Annotated in this window: 13 protein-coding genes; 10 read left to right on the top strand and 3 right to left on the bottom strand. The window is 58.4% G+C overall.

Translation table 11 applies throughout. The annotated features are described in order from the left end of the window. Positions 1 to 490: 490 nt before the first annotated feature. From AC0L3U_RS34845 to AC0L3U_RS34855, 3 genes are all read right to left on the bottom strand, one after another. Positions 491 to 1,210 (bottom strand): MerR family transcriptional regulator, encoded by a 720-nt coding sequence (locus tag AC0L3U_RS34845; protein WP_259219154.1) that lies wholly within the window; start codon positions 1,208 to 1,210, stop codon positions 491 to 493. 115 nt (positions 1,211 to 1,325) lie between these two features. Next, positions 1,326 to 1,529: a hypothetical protein gene (locus tag AC0L3U_RS34850; protein ID WP_204513560.1), complete on the bottom strand. Its 204-nt coding sequence runs from the start codon at positions 1,527 to 1,529 to the stop codon at positions 1,326 to 1,328. A gap of 2,282 nt (positions 1,530 to 3,811) precedes the next feature. Further along, positions 3,812 to 4,756: a LysR family transcriptional regulator gene (locus AC0L3U_RS34855; protein WP_259219155.1), complete on the bottom strand. Its 945-nt coding sequence runs from the start codon at positions 4,754 to 4,756 to the stop codon at positions 3,812 to 3,814. Between the two features lie 465 nt (positions 4,757 to 5,221). On the opposite strand from AC0L3U_RS34855, the gene AC0L3U_RS34860 reads away from it, so the two are divergent. The 10 genes from AC0L3U_RS34860 to AC0L3U_RS34905 all read left to right on the top strand — a co-directional run bounded on the left by AC0L3U_RS34860 (position 5,222) and on the right by AC0L3U_RS34905 (position 15,711). Beyond that, positions 5,222 to 5,614, top strand: coding sequence for a response regulator transcription factor (locus AC0L3U_RS34860; protein WP_259219156.1), 393 nt, complete (start codon positions 5,222 to 5,224; stop codon positions 5,612 to 5,614). Then, positions 5,611 to 6,243: a NodA family N-acyltransferase gene (locus AC0L3U_RS34865; protein WP_259219158.1), complete on the top strand. Its 633-nt coding sequence runs from the start codon at positions 5,611 to 5,613 to the stop codon at positions 6,241 to 6,243. The genes AC0L3U_RS34860 and AC0L3U_RS34865 overlap by 4 nt, the downstream gene beginning before the upstream one ends. Further along, positions 6,240 to 6,899, top strand: a complete 660-nt coding sequence (gene nodB, locus AC0L3U_RS34870) for a chitooligosaccharide deacetylase NodB (protein ID WP_259219159.1) — start codon at positions 6,240 to 6,242, stop codon at positions 6,897 to 6,899. Before AC0L3U_RS34865 ends, nodB begins: the two co-directional genes overlap by 4 nt. A gap of 14 nt (positions 6,900 to 6,913) precedes the next feature. Beyond that, positions 6,914 to 8,272: a chitooligosaccharide synthase NodC gene (gene nodC, locus AC0L3U_RS34875; protein WP_259219160.1), complete on the top strand. Its 1,359-nt coding sequence runs from the start codon at positions 6,914 to 6,916 to the stop codon at positions 8,270 to 8,272. Between the two features lie 23 nt (positions 8,273 to 8,295). Then, entirely contained in the window at positions 8,296 to 8,925 is a 630-nt protein-coding gene (gene nodS / locus AC0L3U_RS34880) for a nodulation methyltransferase NodS (protein ID WP_204513566.1), read from the top strand. Positions 8,926 to 8,936: 11 nt separating this feature from the next. Continuing rightward, positions 8,937 to 10,649, top strand: coding sequence for a nodulation protein NodU (gene nodU / locus AC0L3U_RS34885; RefSeq protein WP_259219161.1), 1,713 nt, complete (start codon positions 8,937 to 8,939; stop codon positions 10,647 to 10,649). A gap of 4 nt (positions 10,650 to 10,653) precedes the next feature. Further along, the gene (gene nodI, locus AC0L3U_RS34890) at positions 10,654 to 11,568 is read left to right on the top strand and encodes a nodulation factor ABC transporter ATP-binding protein NodI (protein WP_259219162.1); all 915 of its coding nucleotides are present in this window, start codon (positions 10,654 to 10,656) and stop codon (positions 11,566 to 11,568) included. A gap of 3 nt (positions 11,569 to 11,571) precedes the next feature. After that, a complete protein-coding gene (locus AC0L3U_RS34895) occupies positions 11,572 to 12,360 on the top strand; it encodes an ABC transporter permease (RefSeq protein WP_204513569.1) in 789 nt (262 codons plus the stop codon). A 198-nt stretch (positions 12,361 to 12,558) separates the two neighbouring features. Beyond that, positions 12,559 to 14,571, top strand: a complete 2,013-nt coding sequence (locus AC0L3U_RS34900) for a carbamoyltransferase family protein (protein ID WP_259219163.1) — start codon at positions 12,559 to 12,561, stop codon at positions 14,569 to 14,571. Positions 14,572 to 14,691: 120 nt separating this feature from the next. Then, positions 14,692 to 15,711, top strand: coding sequence for a nodulation protein NodZ (locus tag AC0L3U_RS34905; protein ID WP_259219360.1), 1,020 nt, complete (start codon positions 14,692 to 14,694; stop codon positions 15,709 to 15,711). The last annotated feature ends 187 nt before the right edge of the window (positions 15,712 to 15,898 follow it).

Genomic DNA, 15,898 nt, shown 5'->3' on the forward strand with positions numbered 1-15,898 from the left:
GCACGGACGAGCAGACGTTCCGACACTGGTCAGGAGAAGCGGTCGTCTAGGGGCTGACAGGACCAATATCGAACATTCTGCTGATACCCGGTAGATTCGCCAGTCTCCCGTGCTCGACAGGCGTGTGCCGAGGAGGCGCTTGGAAGGCGCGTACGACCATCCATCGACTTGTTCTCGTCGAGAACTCTCACCGAGAACTTCCGAAACTAATGCCGATCATTGGAGTCTCCCTCGTTTAACCGGCGCTCTGTCTGTCGCCCCGTCGCTGCGTCGATGCTTTAGAAGGTACAATGTGACGCTACGTACGAATCAAGTACTTCGAAGCGTGCTCGTTGGGGTTGATTGCCAAGATCGACAGAGTGAAAGACCCAACCGACAACGCAGAGTCCGAGGCGACTGCTAGGGACAAACCATCCGCGGTCAGACAGGATCACCATCACCTCATCCGGTTTAGAGACATTTCAGTAATAGGGCGTCGCAACGGGTGCGCTCAACTCTTTCCCAGCTGGTCCTCCAGCGCGGCGAGGGCGAGATCGAGGTATCGCATGAGGCTCGCATCCCAGCCGGCGAGATTGTGTGGTTCGGTCAATCGCGTTAGCACCTTAAGTATCATCGAGACAGTCGAATCAACTCCTGCGATCTCAGTCAGCAGCGAACGGGCCTGACGCGCGATTGCATTTGCCCGCTCGCAGCACGGAGGCTCACGCTGGTCCATGCAGCTTCGCAGCTCGTCCCGGATCTTTCGCCACCGATCTTCGCGGCTAGCGTTAGAGGCGCACGTGCAGATGGCAGAGGGGGTACGCTCCTCAATCCGCGACATGGCATCTAGCGTCGCCGGCAGCTCGTCGACACTGACTTCTGTCTCACCTTGCGTCGTCATAGTGCGCAATCGATCCCGCAATAATGTCGCGCGCGCGACTTGAAGCTCAATCCGCTCCAGATGGTTTCGCAACAGGTCCGTGAGAGATGTCCGCCCCTCGATCGCCTTGCGGATCTCAGGAAGCGAGAAGCCGAGCTCACGTAGAGCGCGAATCTGGGAGACGCGTTGTAGGCTTTCCCGATCGTACATGCGGTGACCGCCACAGGTACGTTCCGACACCGTCAATAACCCGGTATGTTCGTAATGATGCAGAGTGCGTACGGTTACACCGGTCGCCTCTGCAAGTTCTCCAATGCGCCATCGGCGCCGTCGTGGTATGGCGTTTGTCATGATCCTCAATTTGCAAGCCTACAACCTGACGTCACGTGAGAATCAAGTTATTTCAATGATCTAGATGACGCGTCTCTTGCTGCAGGCCCCAGAAGGTTAGAGTGCATGCCGGTGCTCAAGCGGCCGAGACAAGTGCAAGCATCAAGTGCGCGAGCGACGCCAATTCGTCCCTCGCCGCGCGTTGCATCACCAGTCTGGCGATCGCCACGCGATTCTCGCTGGTTCGCATGCATGACGGTAAAGACGCGATCGCTTGATCGAACAGCCTTCCCAAGCTCGCGAGATCATCCGGATCGTAGACTCCGCTCGGCGTTTCCAACAGAAACCTCCTTTGGTGATTGCACTCGCGCCGCACGTGACGAAGCCGTTTGGCTGTGGTGGGGCAAAAAGGAGACGGAGCGGCGACGTGCGTGAAAGAATGTGACAGGTGCGTCCACGTGATGCCGTTGTGCAACATGGCGTTTGCTTCCTCTGCCCGACAGTGCGCTAACCCAAAGTGTGCAATGTCTCCTGATCCTGCAGCAGCGGTGGCTATTCTGCGGCCTGATCATCAGGAAAGCGAAAGCATGTGCGTGACAGCCCGCTGAGACACTGCCTCCCGAAACGGCGAACCCAGACACAGCACTGATCTCATCGGATGGCTCTCTTTCAGTCGCAATCCTTGCCGTGACGTCTATCACCTCGGCGCGCGGTGCGGTTGATTGGGTTGATCATCGCGGATCAGTCGCACCACCAGTCGTGGCGCGGTGGCGGGCTTGGCGCCTAACAGCTTTTTCGATCGTCCGCTAGTCCTGTTGTGGCACTGTGGGCTCAAAGGCGTTGCTCGCGTGATCGCTGCCCAGGTTTTGAGTGCCGGAAGAATGACGGCTGCTCTTCAACGGCGCAGGTCCGCCGCCGTGAACGTCGGGAGTATGACGGAAGGCGAGGTCAAGCCATTCCTGAAGGCATCATCTCAACGCAGGTGCACCTCAAGCGTCTGGCAAAACGTTGCTCGCAATTAAGGACCGGGTCTCGAACGATCCTGCCATATCCGTTGCATGTGGCGGCACTCAAACGCGTCTAGGGCGCCCCAGGCGCCACGCGCTCGCGCAAACACCTGACATAACTCGTGCAGCAATAACTTGCATATTTAGGCGTGCGCCGGATCAGTGTCGCTGAGCGCGTACATCGGACAGCGTCGGGAGATGCAATGCACTCGAAGTGCAAAGATCCGTAGCGGCTTTGCCTCTGTACAATCACTTGGCGAACCGCTGGCCGCCTCGCTATACGGGTCCGCAATAGCAAGAGACGATGCTACAGTGTGGTTGAGAGTTTGATGCACGTCTTAAGGCCATGCTCAAGTCGAAGCTACTCCAAAATCTGGGGGGCCACTGTCTGGCGGAGTCGCAGCAAATATCCCATCGAACACAAGGCTCGAGCGCGATCTGTCACGGTATTGGCTTGCTCGTGCGACCGCTCACACCTCAATTCCAGCCTCTAACAGTATCGCTTTGGCATGCGCGCTGGACATAGATGCTTCGGGTAAGATAGGCAAATTATCTTGCCGCAGCAAAGGAGCCCTTCGGGGTCAGCGGTGCGAGGCAGCAGCTCGAGATGGACGGCGGTGGCGCGGTGTGAGTCACGCCGCGATCTTTCGAAAAACGCGATTGTCGCGACATCGGAAAGAAGGACCCGGCACCGAGCATCCGATTTGGCTGGGGATGTCGGCCGAAATGATCGAAAGCTGGAGGAGGAGCAGGCTTGGCGAGTGGGAGCGGCGAGCGCTTACGCGGCCGCACCTTGGCTCAGTTGCGGTCCTCTCATCATGAACACTCCTCACCGCAACACGCGCGCAGCTGGAAAAAGTGCCGCCAGCTGATGCCACTTGATCCGGGTTGATCCTGCGGTCTGCAAGCTTGCAGTTGCACTCGATCACGCCGCATCGCGCGCGTCGAGAGGAAGATAAGCGCCGTCGAGAGAGGAAGTGTTCCGAATTTCAATTGTGACATTGTGCAAAGACACGCAGTCTTCCCCGCCCATCCGGGTTTGCGCGAGCTGGCGGCTGGCTTTGGGGTGCGCGATCGTGGGCGGCGTTTGCGTTCAGCTTTTATGTTGATTCGACCCACACGAGCAGGAAGCGCCTCTGCCGGTCATCAGCCATTTGTATCTAGTGGCGCGCTTCGGGACTAACTCCATCGCTGTTGAAGGCAATGAGATCCACCAATTCAGGCAAACAGCGATGCGGGTTCGCTACCAGGTGAAGCCTGCAACTTCGATCGCAGGTGCTGGCCTTGAACCTGACGCGGCGTGCGATTCAAGCGAGTTTGGTGCTGAGGCCGAACATTGTTCGCCGTACAGGCCACATAATTGTTGCGTACTCTGAAGCTGGCGCATGCACCTGTGATGCGGTCCCGTCCGAATCAGCGGAAAGTCCTTAGCCGCCAAGCGAGCTGTGTGATGCGCAGGATCGTCACGGCACCGCGAGTCAATCGGCTGCGACCCGACCAAACTACGCTTAAGCGCGCTTTTGTGCACTATGCCAAACGTCCCTCAGAGGACCGGGGCTTCGAGCCTGGCGTAGGTCCGGTTAGCGAGAGCTGGCCGCAACCGGCCCGAACAGTCCTAGGACGGGCCGTGACATTGGCTGATCTCGGACGGAGAGACCATCGTGGATGCCTGCTGCAAGAATATGTTGCGCAACCACATGCTTGCAGGATCAGTATTATGAATGGCGGGCCATTGGACGGCCTCTGTGAATGTGAGAAGTCGCAGGGGAGGTTCGACAACCCGCAGCGGCATCGTCTGTGCGAAATGGCTGACCAATCTTGAGGGCATGCTCGCTATACGGTTGGTGCCCAATAACATAGGCGGAATCATGCCAAAACCCTGCACCGCGACCTCGGTGCGTATCTTGAAGCCATGCTCGAGCAAGAGCCATTCGTGGAAGGAGGGCCTCAGGGAGCGCCCGAACTGGGCTTCCACGTGCCCGATCGAGATGTATTTCTCGAACGTGAGACGCGAAGTGAGCTGCTTGTTCATGGGGCAGCCCACGCAGACGAAAGTGTCCTCGAACAGAGCCGCCTTCGGATGCGCGCTCGACATGAACATCTGCGGATACATGAGAAAATCGACTTCACCGCGCCGGAGAAGCTCATCAGGTTCCTCTGCGGGCGGCAGCAACTCGAAGCTGATTGTTGGTGCTTCCCGCGCGACGCGGTCCACGACCCCTCGAAGAAACACGACAGTCATGAAGTCGGACAGGATGATCCTGAATCGCCTATTCGATTGAGACGGATCGAAGCCGTCTGGAGAAATAATGGAGAGCTGAATGTGAGCGAGAGCCTCGCGAACCGGGGCTGCGAGCGCTTCAGCCCGCGGCGTTGGGACAAGCTTCCGTCCTTTCATGGTGAATAGCTCATCGCGAAAGTAAGTGCGAAGCCGCGCGACGGCGGCACTCATGGCAGGTTGACTGAGGTTGATGCTTCTTGCCGCCGTAGTGAGATTGCCTTGCGTCACCAGGGCGTCGAACGCGACGAGGAGATTCAGATCAAGGCCCTTGAAACGCATAATCCTGAGCGATCCACGCTGTGAATGTGTTCTATCGATATAATCGATTTTACCATTTGTACCGAATGAGGATAGCAAACGATAGTTTAGCGAGATGTCAGATCCATCAGAATGGTTAGAAATCGTTGCGCGTCTCAGCCCCGCGCTAGGTATCAATCAAGACGTCTCGATCGTGGGGTCGCAGTTTCGCGCGTGTTGCGCAAGCCATATCGCCGTGAGCTAGCACGATCGGAATCCGCAAAGTTGAGTGGGCGTATACGACGAGCAAACCATCGTATGGCTTCGCCAACCCATTCTATATCCACCGTGTACCGCCGTAGAATTGAGCGAACCCTCAACCTGGCCGTAGATTGCCGTCCGGTCGCACCCCTCCGGTTGCGGGTGCCAAATGTGCCTTGGTCGCATCCAATTGGATTGCGTCCTTGCGACGGTGAAATCGTGCGGAACATGCAAGCGAAGGCGTCCTTGGCGAATCTGATGAAAGTTGCGCGCACGCTCGACGTGGTCGCGATTGTGAATGCAGATCAGTCAGTGCGTGAAGCTCTGACGGATATGGTGTTTTCCGCAGGTTACGTGCCTGAACCATTCGAGAGCGCAGAGGGGTTCTTGAAATCAGGCCGCCGTTCGATCACGCCGCGCTTGATCGCGGACATGCAGTTGAGCCCGATGAGTGGCCTCGCGCTCTTCGATCATCTGGTTGCATCCGGAGGCGCGATCCCCACCGTTCTGCTCACAGGCCACTCCGAACATGATGTGAGGCGAGGCCCTGGACTCGAGTTCTCGAGCAAGCCTTTCGAAGGTAGCGAACTGCTGGCCTGCGTCAGGAGCCAGATAACGAACAGGAATGACGCCCTATGAACATTATCGCGCCCGAATCCACACGAGGTGTTTCGGCGCGCCCTCCAGTCCGTTGGAGGTTGTGCTGGGAGAATGACCTTGAACTTGCTGACCATATCGAATTATCCGACTTCTTCCGGAAGACCTATGGTCCGACCGGGGAATTCAATGCAAAGCCCTTTGAAGGTCATCGAAGCTGGGCCGGCGCACGGCCTGAGATTCGGGCTATCGGCTACGATGATCGTGGCGTTGCGATTCACATCGCGGCACTACGCCGCTTCATAAAAGTTGGTCAGAGCGATCTGCTCGTGGCTGAACTCGGATTGTACGGGGTTCGCCCGGATCTGGAGGGGCTTGGAATAACCCACTCCATCCGAGTGATGTATCCCGTATTGCGAGATCTTGGCGTGCCGTTCGGCTTTGGCACGGTCCGTGCTGCCCTGCAGAAACATATTACCAGGCTGCTCGGGCGACAGGGATTGGCGACTGTTCTGCCAGGGCTCCGCGTCCGGTCCGCTCGTCCGGACATCTACCTCACTGTGCCTCCGACGCGCGTGGAGGACGTGGTCGGCCTCGTTCTGCCGATTGCGAGGCCCATGAGCGAATGGCCGGCGGGTGACACGATCGAACGGAACGGGCCAGAACTGTGAGCTCCTCAAACGACTTGACTGAAGCGCGGAGCGACTACACCGAGGCCGGCGGAGAGCCCTGCGTCTATCTGAGCTTTGATGATGGTCCCAACCCGCTTTGCACGCCGGCTATCCTGGATGTGCTGGCGCAGCATCGGACGCCCGCCACCTTCTGCGTGATCGGTGCATACGCGGCGGCCCAGCCGCAGCTGATCCAGCGCATCATTGCAGAAGGGCACGAGGTCGCAAACCACACAATGACGCACCCGGACTTGGCCAATTGCATAGCGGATGAGGTGGAATACGAGATCCTCACGACGAATAAGGTCATCGGAATGGCCTGCCCCGGAGCCTCTGTGCGGCACATGCGTGCGCCGTACGGGATCTGGAGCAAGGAAGCCTTCGCCGCGTCGGTGAAGGCCGAACTGGCAGCCCTGCACTGGTCAGTCGATCCGCAAGATTGGGCTCGTCCCGGCGTCGAGGCGATTGTTGCCGCAGTGTTGGCCTCGGTCAGGCCAGGCGCAATCGTGCTCCTGCACGACGGCTGCCCTCCCGACGAGTTGGGACGCTGCCCTCATTCTGGTCAGCGCGACCAGACTGTGACGGCGCTCGCCCAACTCATTCCAGCACTGCATGACCGTGGATTTGCAATCCGGTCGCTTCCTCAACCTCACTGAATAGATCGATTCCCATGAGCCTGCTTGCCACCATCAGCACCGCTGCTGTTGCCTCCTACGCGTTGCTCTCCAGCGTCCACAAGAGCGCGCAGGCGCTTTATGCGCTGCGAAGCGACGCTCCACTGCCACCGTGCGACCCGGTCGACGCCGATGCTCTGCCCAGCGTCGATGTCATCGTGCCCTGCTTCAACGAGGACCCGCGCACGCTGGCGGCCTGCCTGAAGTCTATCGCAAGTCAGGATTACCCAGGGCGATTGCAGGTCTACGTGGTCGACGACGGCTCTGCAAATGTCGGCGCAGTGGCCGCGGTCCACGCGAGCTACGCGTATGACCCGAGATTCACCATCATTCTGCTGCCAAGCAATGTTGGAAAACGCAAGGCGCAGATCGCAGCGATTCGCCGCTCATTCGGCGATCTCGTGCTCAACGTCGACTCCGACACGGAAATCGACAGCGACGTGGTCAGCAAGCTCGTGCGCAAGATGCAGAATCCTGCCGTCGGCGCGGCCATGGGCCAATTGAAGGCCAGCAACCGAAACGACAGCTGGCTGACCCGATTGATCGACATGGAGTACTGGTTGGCTTGCAACGAGGAGCGTGCGGCACAGACGCGCTTTGGCGCCGTCATGTGCTGCTGCGGGCCGTGCGCCATGTACCGCCGCTCCGCGCTGCTGCTGCTGCTCGAGCAATACGAGACGCAGTTCTTCCGGGGAAAACCTAGCGACTTCGGTGAGGACCGTCATTTGACCATCCTCATGCTCAAGGCAGGGTTCCGAACCGAGTACGTTCCGGACGCCATCGCCGCCACGGTGGTCCCGGACACGCTCTTGCCGTATCTGCGCCAGCAGCTCCGTTGGGCACGCAGCACCTACCGCGACACCCTGCTCGGTTTGCACCTGCTGCCCGGCCTCGACCGGTACCTCACGCTGGACGTGGTTGGACAGAACCTAGGGCCGCTGCTGCTCGCAATCTCATCGATTGCCGCGCTCGCTCAGCTTGCGCTCACTGGCACCGTGCCCTGGTGGACCGGTCTGACCATCATTGCGATGACGATGATAAGATGCAGCGTGGCAGCCGTTCGTGCCGGTGAGCTTCGATTTCTCGGCTTCTCGCTGCACACCCCCATCAACATCTTCCTACTGCTCCCGATGAAAGCCTATGCGCTCTGTACCTTGAGCAACAGCGATTGGCTCTCTCGCAAAGTAGCGAAATCACCAGACGTTGATGAATCGAAGGGCTCGACCGAAGACGCGACAACTGGACCAAGCCTTAACCCCGGATCGGAAATGCCTGGCGCAATTCGCAGGGCAGGTCTTTCGCGCGCTCCATCGCAGCTGATCGCGCCGGATGGCATTGCGGCCGAGACTGAGTGAGCAGCTTTGTAGGAGATTAGGTCGTGAACGTGCATCAGACATATCAATCGTTGGAACGGGAGCTGTCTAATGAGGATCCGTGGCGGCTCGACGACAATCCGTTCGAACGTGAGCGTCACACCCAATTGCTGCGGCTGTCGCTGTCGAACAGCGCCGTCTCAAATGGCCTCGAAATCGGGTGCGCGGCCGGTGCGTTTACAGAGAAGCTTGCTCCTCACTGCAAACGGCTCACGGTCATCGATGTTATGCCGCGAGCGATCGGTCGAGCGGTCCAGCGGACCAAGAGGTGGTCGCATATCAGCTGGGCGGCGACTGACATTCTGCAGTTCTCGGCCGCAGAGCGGTTCGATCTGATCGTGGTCGCCGAAGTTCTCTATTATCTCGAAGACATGACACAAATGCGTACTGCAGTCGACAACATGGTCAAGATGCTTGCTCCGGGTGGTCATCTGGTCTTCGGATCTGCACGTGATGCGACCTGCAAGCGATGGGGGCATGTCGCTGGCGCCGAGACGGTCATCACGATTTTGACTGAAGCGCTCATTGAGGTCGAACGCGTGCAGTGCCAGGGGCAGTCGGCTGACGAAGACTGCCTTTTGGTCCGCTTTCGGAATCCGGAGCCATCTTCGATCCCACCCAACGGCCGAGGCTGAGAGGAGCCACTATGCGTATCTGCGGTATCAAGTTGACGCATGACGGGGCCGTCGCTCTGATTGAGGACGGGCAAGTGGTGTTCTGCGTCGAGCAGGAGAAGCTGAACAATAATCCGCGTTATCAAACCATCGACAACCTGGATTCCGTTGTTAGCGCCTTGGCGGAGCACGGGCTAGATCCGAGCGATGTCGATCAGTTCGTCATTGATGGCTGGGATGGAGAGTTCGAATCCCAGTTTGAAGTCCTTAGTGGGACGACGACCGTTAAGCTCAAAGGCGCGCCGTATGTCGAACGCCAAGGCGATAGCCCCCTCGCGTCCCGCGATCGCATCGGCCTTATGCTTGATGGGAAACTATATCCCTATCAAAGCTATCCGCATGTCACCGGGCACGTAGCATCCGCATACTGCACCAGCTCGTTTGCCAAATCCGCACAATCTGCTTTCTGCTTGGTGTGGGACGGCTGCATGTTTCCGCGCCTCTACTATGTCGAGCCGCACGGCATCCGGTTCATCGAGTGCCTGTTTCCGATGATAGGCCACGCCTATGCGACGGCAGGACATCACTTTGGACCTTACAGGCGGGCAGACCGGACCAGCTGGGATCTCGGCATCGCCGGCAAGCTGATGGCCTATATCGCTCTCGGAGCTCCCGACGAGGAGATTATTGCGACGTTTCAGGAGCTTTATCAGGCGCACTTTGCCACGGATGCTGATGGCACCTGCCATAAGCTTGCACAGATCAACAGCCCAAAATCGCCACTTGAAGCTCTGCACGACTTCTTCGATGCGTGCGCACTGCGGTTGAAGGCCAAGCAGGCCGAAGACGTCCTGGCGTCATTTCACGTCTTTCTAGAGCGTCTGCTGGTTCGCACAATTGCTGATGTTGTGCAGCGACATTCGGATCTTGCGGGGGTGCGTAACCTCTGCATAACCGGCGGCTGTGGCCTGAATATCAAGTGGAATAGTGCATTTCGTGCGACCGGTCTGTTCGACGACGTGTGGGTGCCGCCCTTTCCGAACGACAGCGGCTCAGCGATCGGTGCTGCTTGCTCTGCACTGGCGGCACAGCAAGGCTTTAGAGCTCTGGAATGGACGGTCTACAGTGGACCGGCCGTTCGTCCCAGCGAAGTCCCGCCCGGATGGGACGGCGCGCCCTGCACTATGGGCGAACTTGCGGCAATCCTCGCGAGTGACCAGCCCGTGATCTTCCTTGCCGGGCGTGCCGAGCTCGGACCACGTGCGTTGGGTGGCAGAAGCATTCTCGCGGCTGCGAGCTGGGAGGGAATGAAAGACCATCTCAACGACGTCAAGCTTCGAGAGCATTTCAGGCCGGTAGCGCCGATATGCCTGGAGGATCGTGCGGCAGAGATTTTTAGCCCTGGAGTACCCGATCCGTACATGCTGTTCGATCACCAGACGCGACCGGAATGGCGGGACAAAATTCCCGCCGTCGTGCATCTCGATGGATCTGCTCGCCTACAGACCGTTTCCAGAACATCTCAGCATAAAGTGGTCGAGCTTCTCATCGCGTACGAGAAGCTCACAGCCATTCCGCTGCTTTGCAATACCAGCGCCAATTTGCATGGACGCGGCTTTTTCCCGGATGCTGCCGCCGCCTGCCAGTGGGGACGCGTCGATCACGTGTGGTGTGACGGCCTGCTTTGGACGAAAAAGCACGCAACAAAGGACGCGGTGCGAACAACGTCCGTCGCGATCGCGTAAGCAAATGTCAACCCCGGCAATCGACCTTTTTGAGGTGAGCAAGTCCTACAAGGACCGGACCGTCGTGGACGCTCTTTCGTTTACGGTCTCGCCCGGAGAGTGCTTCGGTCTGCTGGGACCAAACGGCGCGGGTAAAAGCACGCTTGCGCGATTGATCCTGGGTGTTGCATCGCCCGACGCAGGTAAGATCCACGTGCTTGGCGAGCCGGTGCCGGCACGTGCGCCCTTGGCGCGTCGGGGCATCGGGGTTGTCCCACAGTTCGATAACCTCGATCTTCAGCTCACCGTGCGCGAAAACTTGCTCGTTTTCGGTCGCTACTTCGGCATGAGCGCGACAGAGGTCAAAACGGTGACTCCGTCACTGCTCGAATTCGCCCGCCTGGAGAACAAGGCGGACGCGCGCGTCGCGGAACTGTCCGGCGGCATGAAGCGGCGACTGACGCTGGCACGTGCCCTCATTAACGACCCGCAGCTCTTGGTGCTTGACGAGCCGACGACTGGCCTCGATCCGCACGGCCGGCATCTCATCTGGGAACGCTTGCGCTGGCTATTAGCGCGCGGCAAAACGATCCTTCTGACCACCCATTTCATGGAAGAGGCGGAGCGATTGTGCGATCGCCTGTGCGTGCTTGAGCACGGCCGCAAAATCGCGGAAGGGCAGCCTCATGTCCTGATCGAGCAGCAGATCGGCTGCCAGGTGATCGAGATCTACGGTGGTAATCCCCATGAGCTGCTGCCGCTGGTCAGAACCACAGTGCAGCACGCCGAGGTGAGCGGGGAGACACTGTTCTGCTATGTCACGGATCCCGAGCAGGTGCGTCGCCGACTTGCCAGCCGTACGGATCTCCGCCTTCTGCAGCGTCCTCCAAATCTGGAGGATGTCTTCTTGCGGCTAACCGGGCGAGAGATGAAGGACTGAACGATGTGGCAACGTTTTGCGCCCGCGCTTCCTGCTAATCCATGGAACTGGATTGCGGTATGGCGCCGCAACTTTCTGGTCTGGCGGAAAGTCGCTCTGGCATCGATTCTTGGGAATCTGGCCGAGCCGATGAGCTCTCTGTTCGGTCTTGGTTTTGGCCTTGGAATGATCGTAGGTGGCGTTGAGGGGACTTCATACATCTCGTTTCTGGCAGCTGGGATGGTCGCCACAAGCGCAATGGTCTCCTCAACCTTTGAAACCATCTATGGGGCTTACGCTCGCATGCAGACAGGTTGCACGTGGGAGGCGGTGCTCTGTACGCCTCTTACGCTCGGCGACATTGTTCTAGGTGAAGTGGCGTGGGCAGCGAGCAAGGCCTTGCTCGCCGGGACGGCGATCACGATTGTTGCCGTCGCGCTGGGGTATGCAGAGTGGTCGTCCATTCCCTATGCGTTACCAGCCATCGCCCTCACTGGCGTTGCTTTCGCGAGCCTCGCAATGGTCGTTTCAGCTCTTGCACCGAGCCACGACTATTTCATCTTCTACCAATCACTTATCCTCACCCCCATGATGTATCTGAGTGGCGCGATCTTCCCAATCAGCCAGTTACCGGGTTCATTTCAACGCATAGCGGCCTTGTTGCCCCTGACACATTCGGTCGATCTCATTCGTCCAGCAATGCTCGGTCGGCCGGTCGACAGCGTCGGTTTGCATGTGGGCGCACTTTGCATCTGCGCAGCGTTGCCCTTCATCGTCTCGGCCGCGCTGCTTCGGCAACGCCTGATGCGGTAAGAGGAATAAGACCTAAAGCGAAGCGTCGCGCGTGCGAGATCAGATACCGGACGTAACGAATGTTCGAGTCGCGGCCGACGCTTATATGAGCCTCGTTTCGTTGGCGATGACTGCGGCCCCGCGGCGACGTGCGGCCTACTCGCCAAGCGAGCGATACGAAATAGGTCAACAGACCTCTCAGAATGAACGGAGAACAACATGCTGTGTCTAGGATTGAGTGGCGGGCTTGACAGGGTCTATGAAAACCCCCTGCAACTACCGAACACGTTTCTGCACGACGGCGCCGCGGTGCTCGTCAAGGATGGTCGCGTGATCGCTGCCGTCGAAGAGGAGCGTCTCAACCGAATCAAACATTCAAACAAGCTTCCGAGTAGTGCGATAGAATACTGTCTAGCAGCCGCAGGCGTGGAGCTTCGCGACGTCGATCGTATTGCGTTCTACGCGACTGAAGCCTACTGCAATTCGATGCTCGAACGGTTGTTTATCTCACAGCCTGAGATCTCAATTCCGCTGGATGCGAATCTCCTGTTGCGGCACCTTCTCGCGGCAGAGTTCGGTACCCAAGTTGACCCTTCGCGGGTGTCATTCGTAGGCCATCATCAGGCCCATGCCGTAAGCGCTTTGGCAATGTCCGGCTTTGAAGAGAGTCTGGTTCTCGCGATCGACGGCTGTGGCGACTTCCTCTCGGGTCTGTTGGCGGTGGGGTCGGGCACCGAAATGACCGAGCTCATGACGTTTCCAGAGACCAACTCTCTCGGACTGTTCTATCTGGAAACGATCCGATACCTCGGCTACGGCCTGTTCGACGAATATAAGGTCATGGGATTGGCTCCTTATGGAGATCCCGCTCGCTATCGCGAGCTTTTCTCCCAATTTTATGAGCTCTCCCCCAACGGTGCCTACCGCGTTCACCTTGACCGTATCGGCCCGGCATTGCTGCGCAATATCGAGGTCCGGCGAAAGGGAATGCCGTTCACGCAACAGCACCGAGATGTGAGCGCTTCGTTGCAGGAGGCGCTGGAGCGGATCGTCTTTCACATTCTTCGGCATTATCGTGAGCAGACCGGAATGAAACGGTTGTGCCTGGCTGGCGGGGTGGCCCACAACTGCACGCTAAACGGAAAACTGCTGTACTCAGGCCTGTTCGAAGACATTTTTGTCCAGCCGGCCTCGCATGATGCCGGATGCGCATTGGGTGCGGCGCTGATGGTATCGAACGAGGCCGGGCAGGCTCCGCCCCGCGAGCGACTACAGGCGGTTTATTGGGGGCCCGATGTCGGCAGCGACGACAGCATTGAACAGGAACTGAAGGGATGGGCCGGACACCTCGAGATTGAACGGACCGCTGATGTCGCAGCCAGAGCAGCCGAGTGGATCGCTGATGGCGCCGTGATCGGGTGGGTACAGGGCCGGTCCGAGTTCGGACCTCGTGCGCTCGGCAACCGCAGCATTCTTGCGGACCCGAGGCCCGCGGCAAACAAGGACCGGATCAATGCGATGGTCAAGAAGCGCGAGAGTTATCGACCGTTTGCGCCATCGGTTCTCGAGGAGGATGCGGACGCGTTCTTTGAGTTGCCAGATGGTCGCGCAGAATATCCCTTCATGAATTTCGTCGTGCGCGTGCGCGAATCCATGCGTGCATTGCTGGGCGCGATCACGCATATCGATGGTACGGCTCGGCTGCAAACGGTGTCCCGCACGAGCAATGCCGACTATTGGGAACTTATCAATGCGTTCAAAGCTCGAACGGGTGTCCCGATTCTGCTTAATACGTCGTTCAACAATAATGCCGAACCGATCGTAGATTCCGTTGCCGATGCGATTACGGCGTTTTTGTCGACCGAGCTGGATGGCCTTGTGGTCGGGTCATTCCTCATCAAAAAGCGGGCAACAACGCTCGAAAATTGGACCGCGCTCGCTGTATCACTGCCGCCCCATGTATCTCTTTACCGGGTTCGCGCTCATGCGGGCCGAGACCGCCAGGAGACAATCTGCGAGATCCGCATGGGTCACTCCAGCCATGACAGCGTACGCGTCTCGCATGACCTATTCGACATGCTGATGCAAATCGAGAAGGAAGCTGTTCTGGCCGATCTTCTCGCCAGGGTCACCTCTGACAGGACCAGGCGCGAAGCTCTCCTGAACGAACTGCGCGGGCTGTGGGATCAGCGTCGTATTCGGCTGCATCCGTCACAGACTGGGCCGTCGTAAAAGGTGCGTAATGTGACACCTCTAGCATGACCTGCCAATCGCAGTGCCGTGCAGAATGAGTTTGCGGGTTGGGTGACTTGCGTCCAGGTGACCAGCGCCCGGCGTGGATCGGCATCGCAGATGAGTTGGTGCGCCACACTCGCGCAACGAGAAGGGTTTGATAACGTGACGAAGGAACGCTTTGTTGTTTCTCGGAGGCGCACCGGCTTTGGTGATTGCCTCTGGTCGTTGGCATCAGCCTGGTCGTATGCGCAGCGGACCGGGCGAACGCTCGTTATTGACTGGCGCGGTTCCTGTTATGTCGGCCAACCGTTCAGCAACGCCTTTCCGGTGTTCTTCGAGCCGGTTGAGGAGATCGCTGGCGTGCCGGTGATTTGCGATGACAGGCTCAACCAGCTCTCGTTTCCCGGCCCGTTCTTCCCGCCGTGGTGGAATAGGCCATCGATCGACTGTATCAATCGTCCGGACGAGCAGATCTTCCGAGAACGTGACGAACTGACTGAGCTGTTCCAAGCAGGAGACGATAACGAGGCCAACACCATTGTCTGTGACGCTTGCCTGATGTGGCGTTGTGGTGAGGAAGCCGAACGACTGATCTTCCGAAACATCAAACTCAGGTCTGAGATTCGAGCGCGGATCGAGGACTTGTATGAGCAACACTTTAGCGGCCATAGTATCATCGGCGTTCATGTTCGGCACGGCAATGGCGAAGATATCATGGGGCATGCTCCGTACTGGGCCGATTCGGAGCTCGCTCTTCGTCAGGTCTGCATGGCAATCCGTAAAGCCATGGCTTTGCCATATCCAAAGCCTGTTAAGATCTTCCTGTGCACGGATAGCGCACAGGTGCTCGATCACATATCGGGTCTGTTTCCCGATATCTTCGCCGTACCAAAACGGTTCCAGGCCGATCTGGCAGGGCCGTTGCATAGTGCGGAAATGGGAATTGAAGGTGGAGCTTCCGCGCTCATCGACATGTATCTTCTTGCGCGATGCGCCACCGTGATCCGCTTTCCCCCCACCAGCGCCTTTACGCGCTATGCCCGTCTGCTCGTGCCACGCATTATTGAATTCGATCTGAGCAATCCGGAGCAGTTGACCCTGGTCGATAATCCATACGAGCATTTCGCGGCTTCATGAGGTGCCGCGAATCTGAACCTGAGCAATCGTCGCCTAGATCGTCGGCCTGATACTGCTGGCTTCCACAGCATCGGGTTTCGCAACGTGTCGCAGAAGCGGTTGATGGCGAGTTCTGTCCGCAGGCGAGCGCGCTGACCCGCGCACTATCCGGGATGCAATGCGGCTGGTACGGCGAACGTCTGGCGAA

It is taken from the genome of Bradyrhizobium sp. Kon69 (assembly GCF_055807515.1).

Excerpts from the sequence above, each read along its gene's own strand:
- AC0L3U_RS34845 (WP_259219154.1), bottom strand. The coding sequence starts at position 1,210 with ATGACAAACGCCATACCACGACGGCGCCGATGGCGCATTGGAGAACTT.
- AC0L3U_RS34855 (WP_259219155.1), bottom strand. The coding sequence starts at position 4,756 with ATGCGTTTCAAGGGCCTTGATCTGAATCTCCTCGTCGCGTTCGACGCC.
- AC0L3U_RS34865 (WP_259219158.1), top strand. The coding sequence starts at position 5,611 with ATGAACATTATCGCGCCCGAATCCACACGAGGTGTTTCGGCGCGCCCT.
- nodC (WP_259219160.1), top strand. The coding sequence starts at position 6,914 with ATGAGCCTGCTTGCCACCATCAGCACCGCTGCTGTTGCCTCCTACGCG.
- nodU (WP_259219161.1), top strand. The coding sequence starts at position 8,937 with ATGCGTATCTGCGGTATCAAGTTGACGCATGACGGGGCCGTCGCTCTG.
- nodI (WP_259219162.1), top strand. The coding sequence starts at position 10,654 with ATGTCAACCCCGGCAATCGACCTTTTTGAGGTGAGCAAGTCCTACAAG.
- AC0L3U_RS34895 (WP_204513569.1), top strand. The coding sequence starts at position 11,572 with ATGTGGCAACGTTTTGCGCCCGCGCTTCCTGCTAATCCATGGAACTGG.
- AC0L3U_RS34900 (WP_259219163.1), top strand. The coding sequence starts at position 12,559 with ATGCTGTGTCTAGGATTGAGTGGCGGGCTTGACAGGGTCTATGAAAAC.
- AC0L3U_RS34905 (WP_259219360.1), top strand. The coding sequence starts at position 14,692 with ATGAGTTGGTGCGCCACACTCGCGCAACGAGAAGGGTTTGATAACGTG.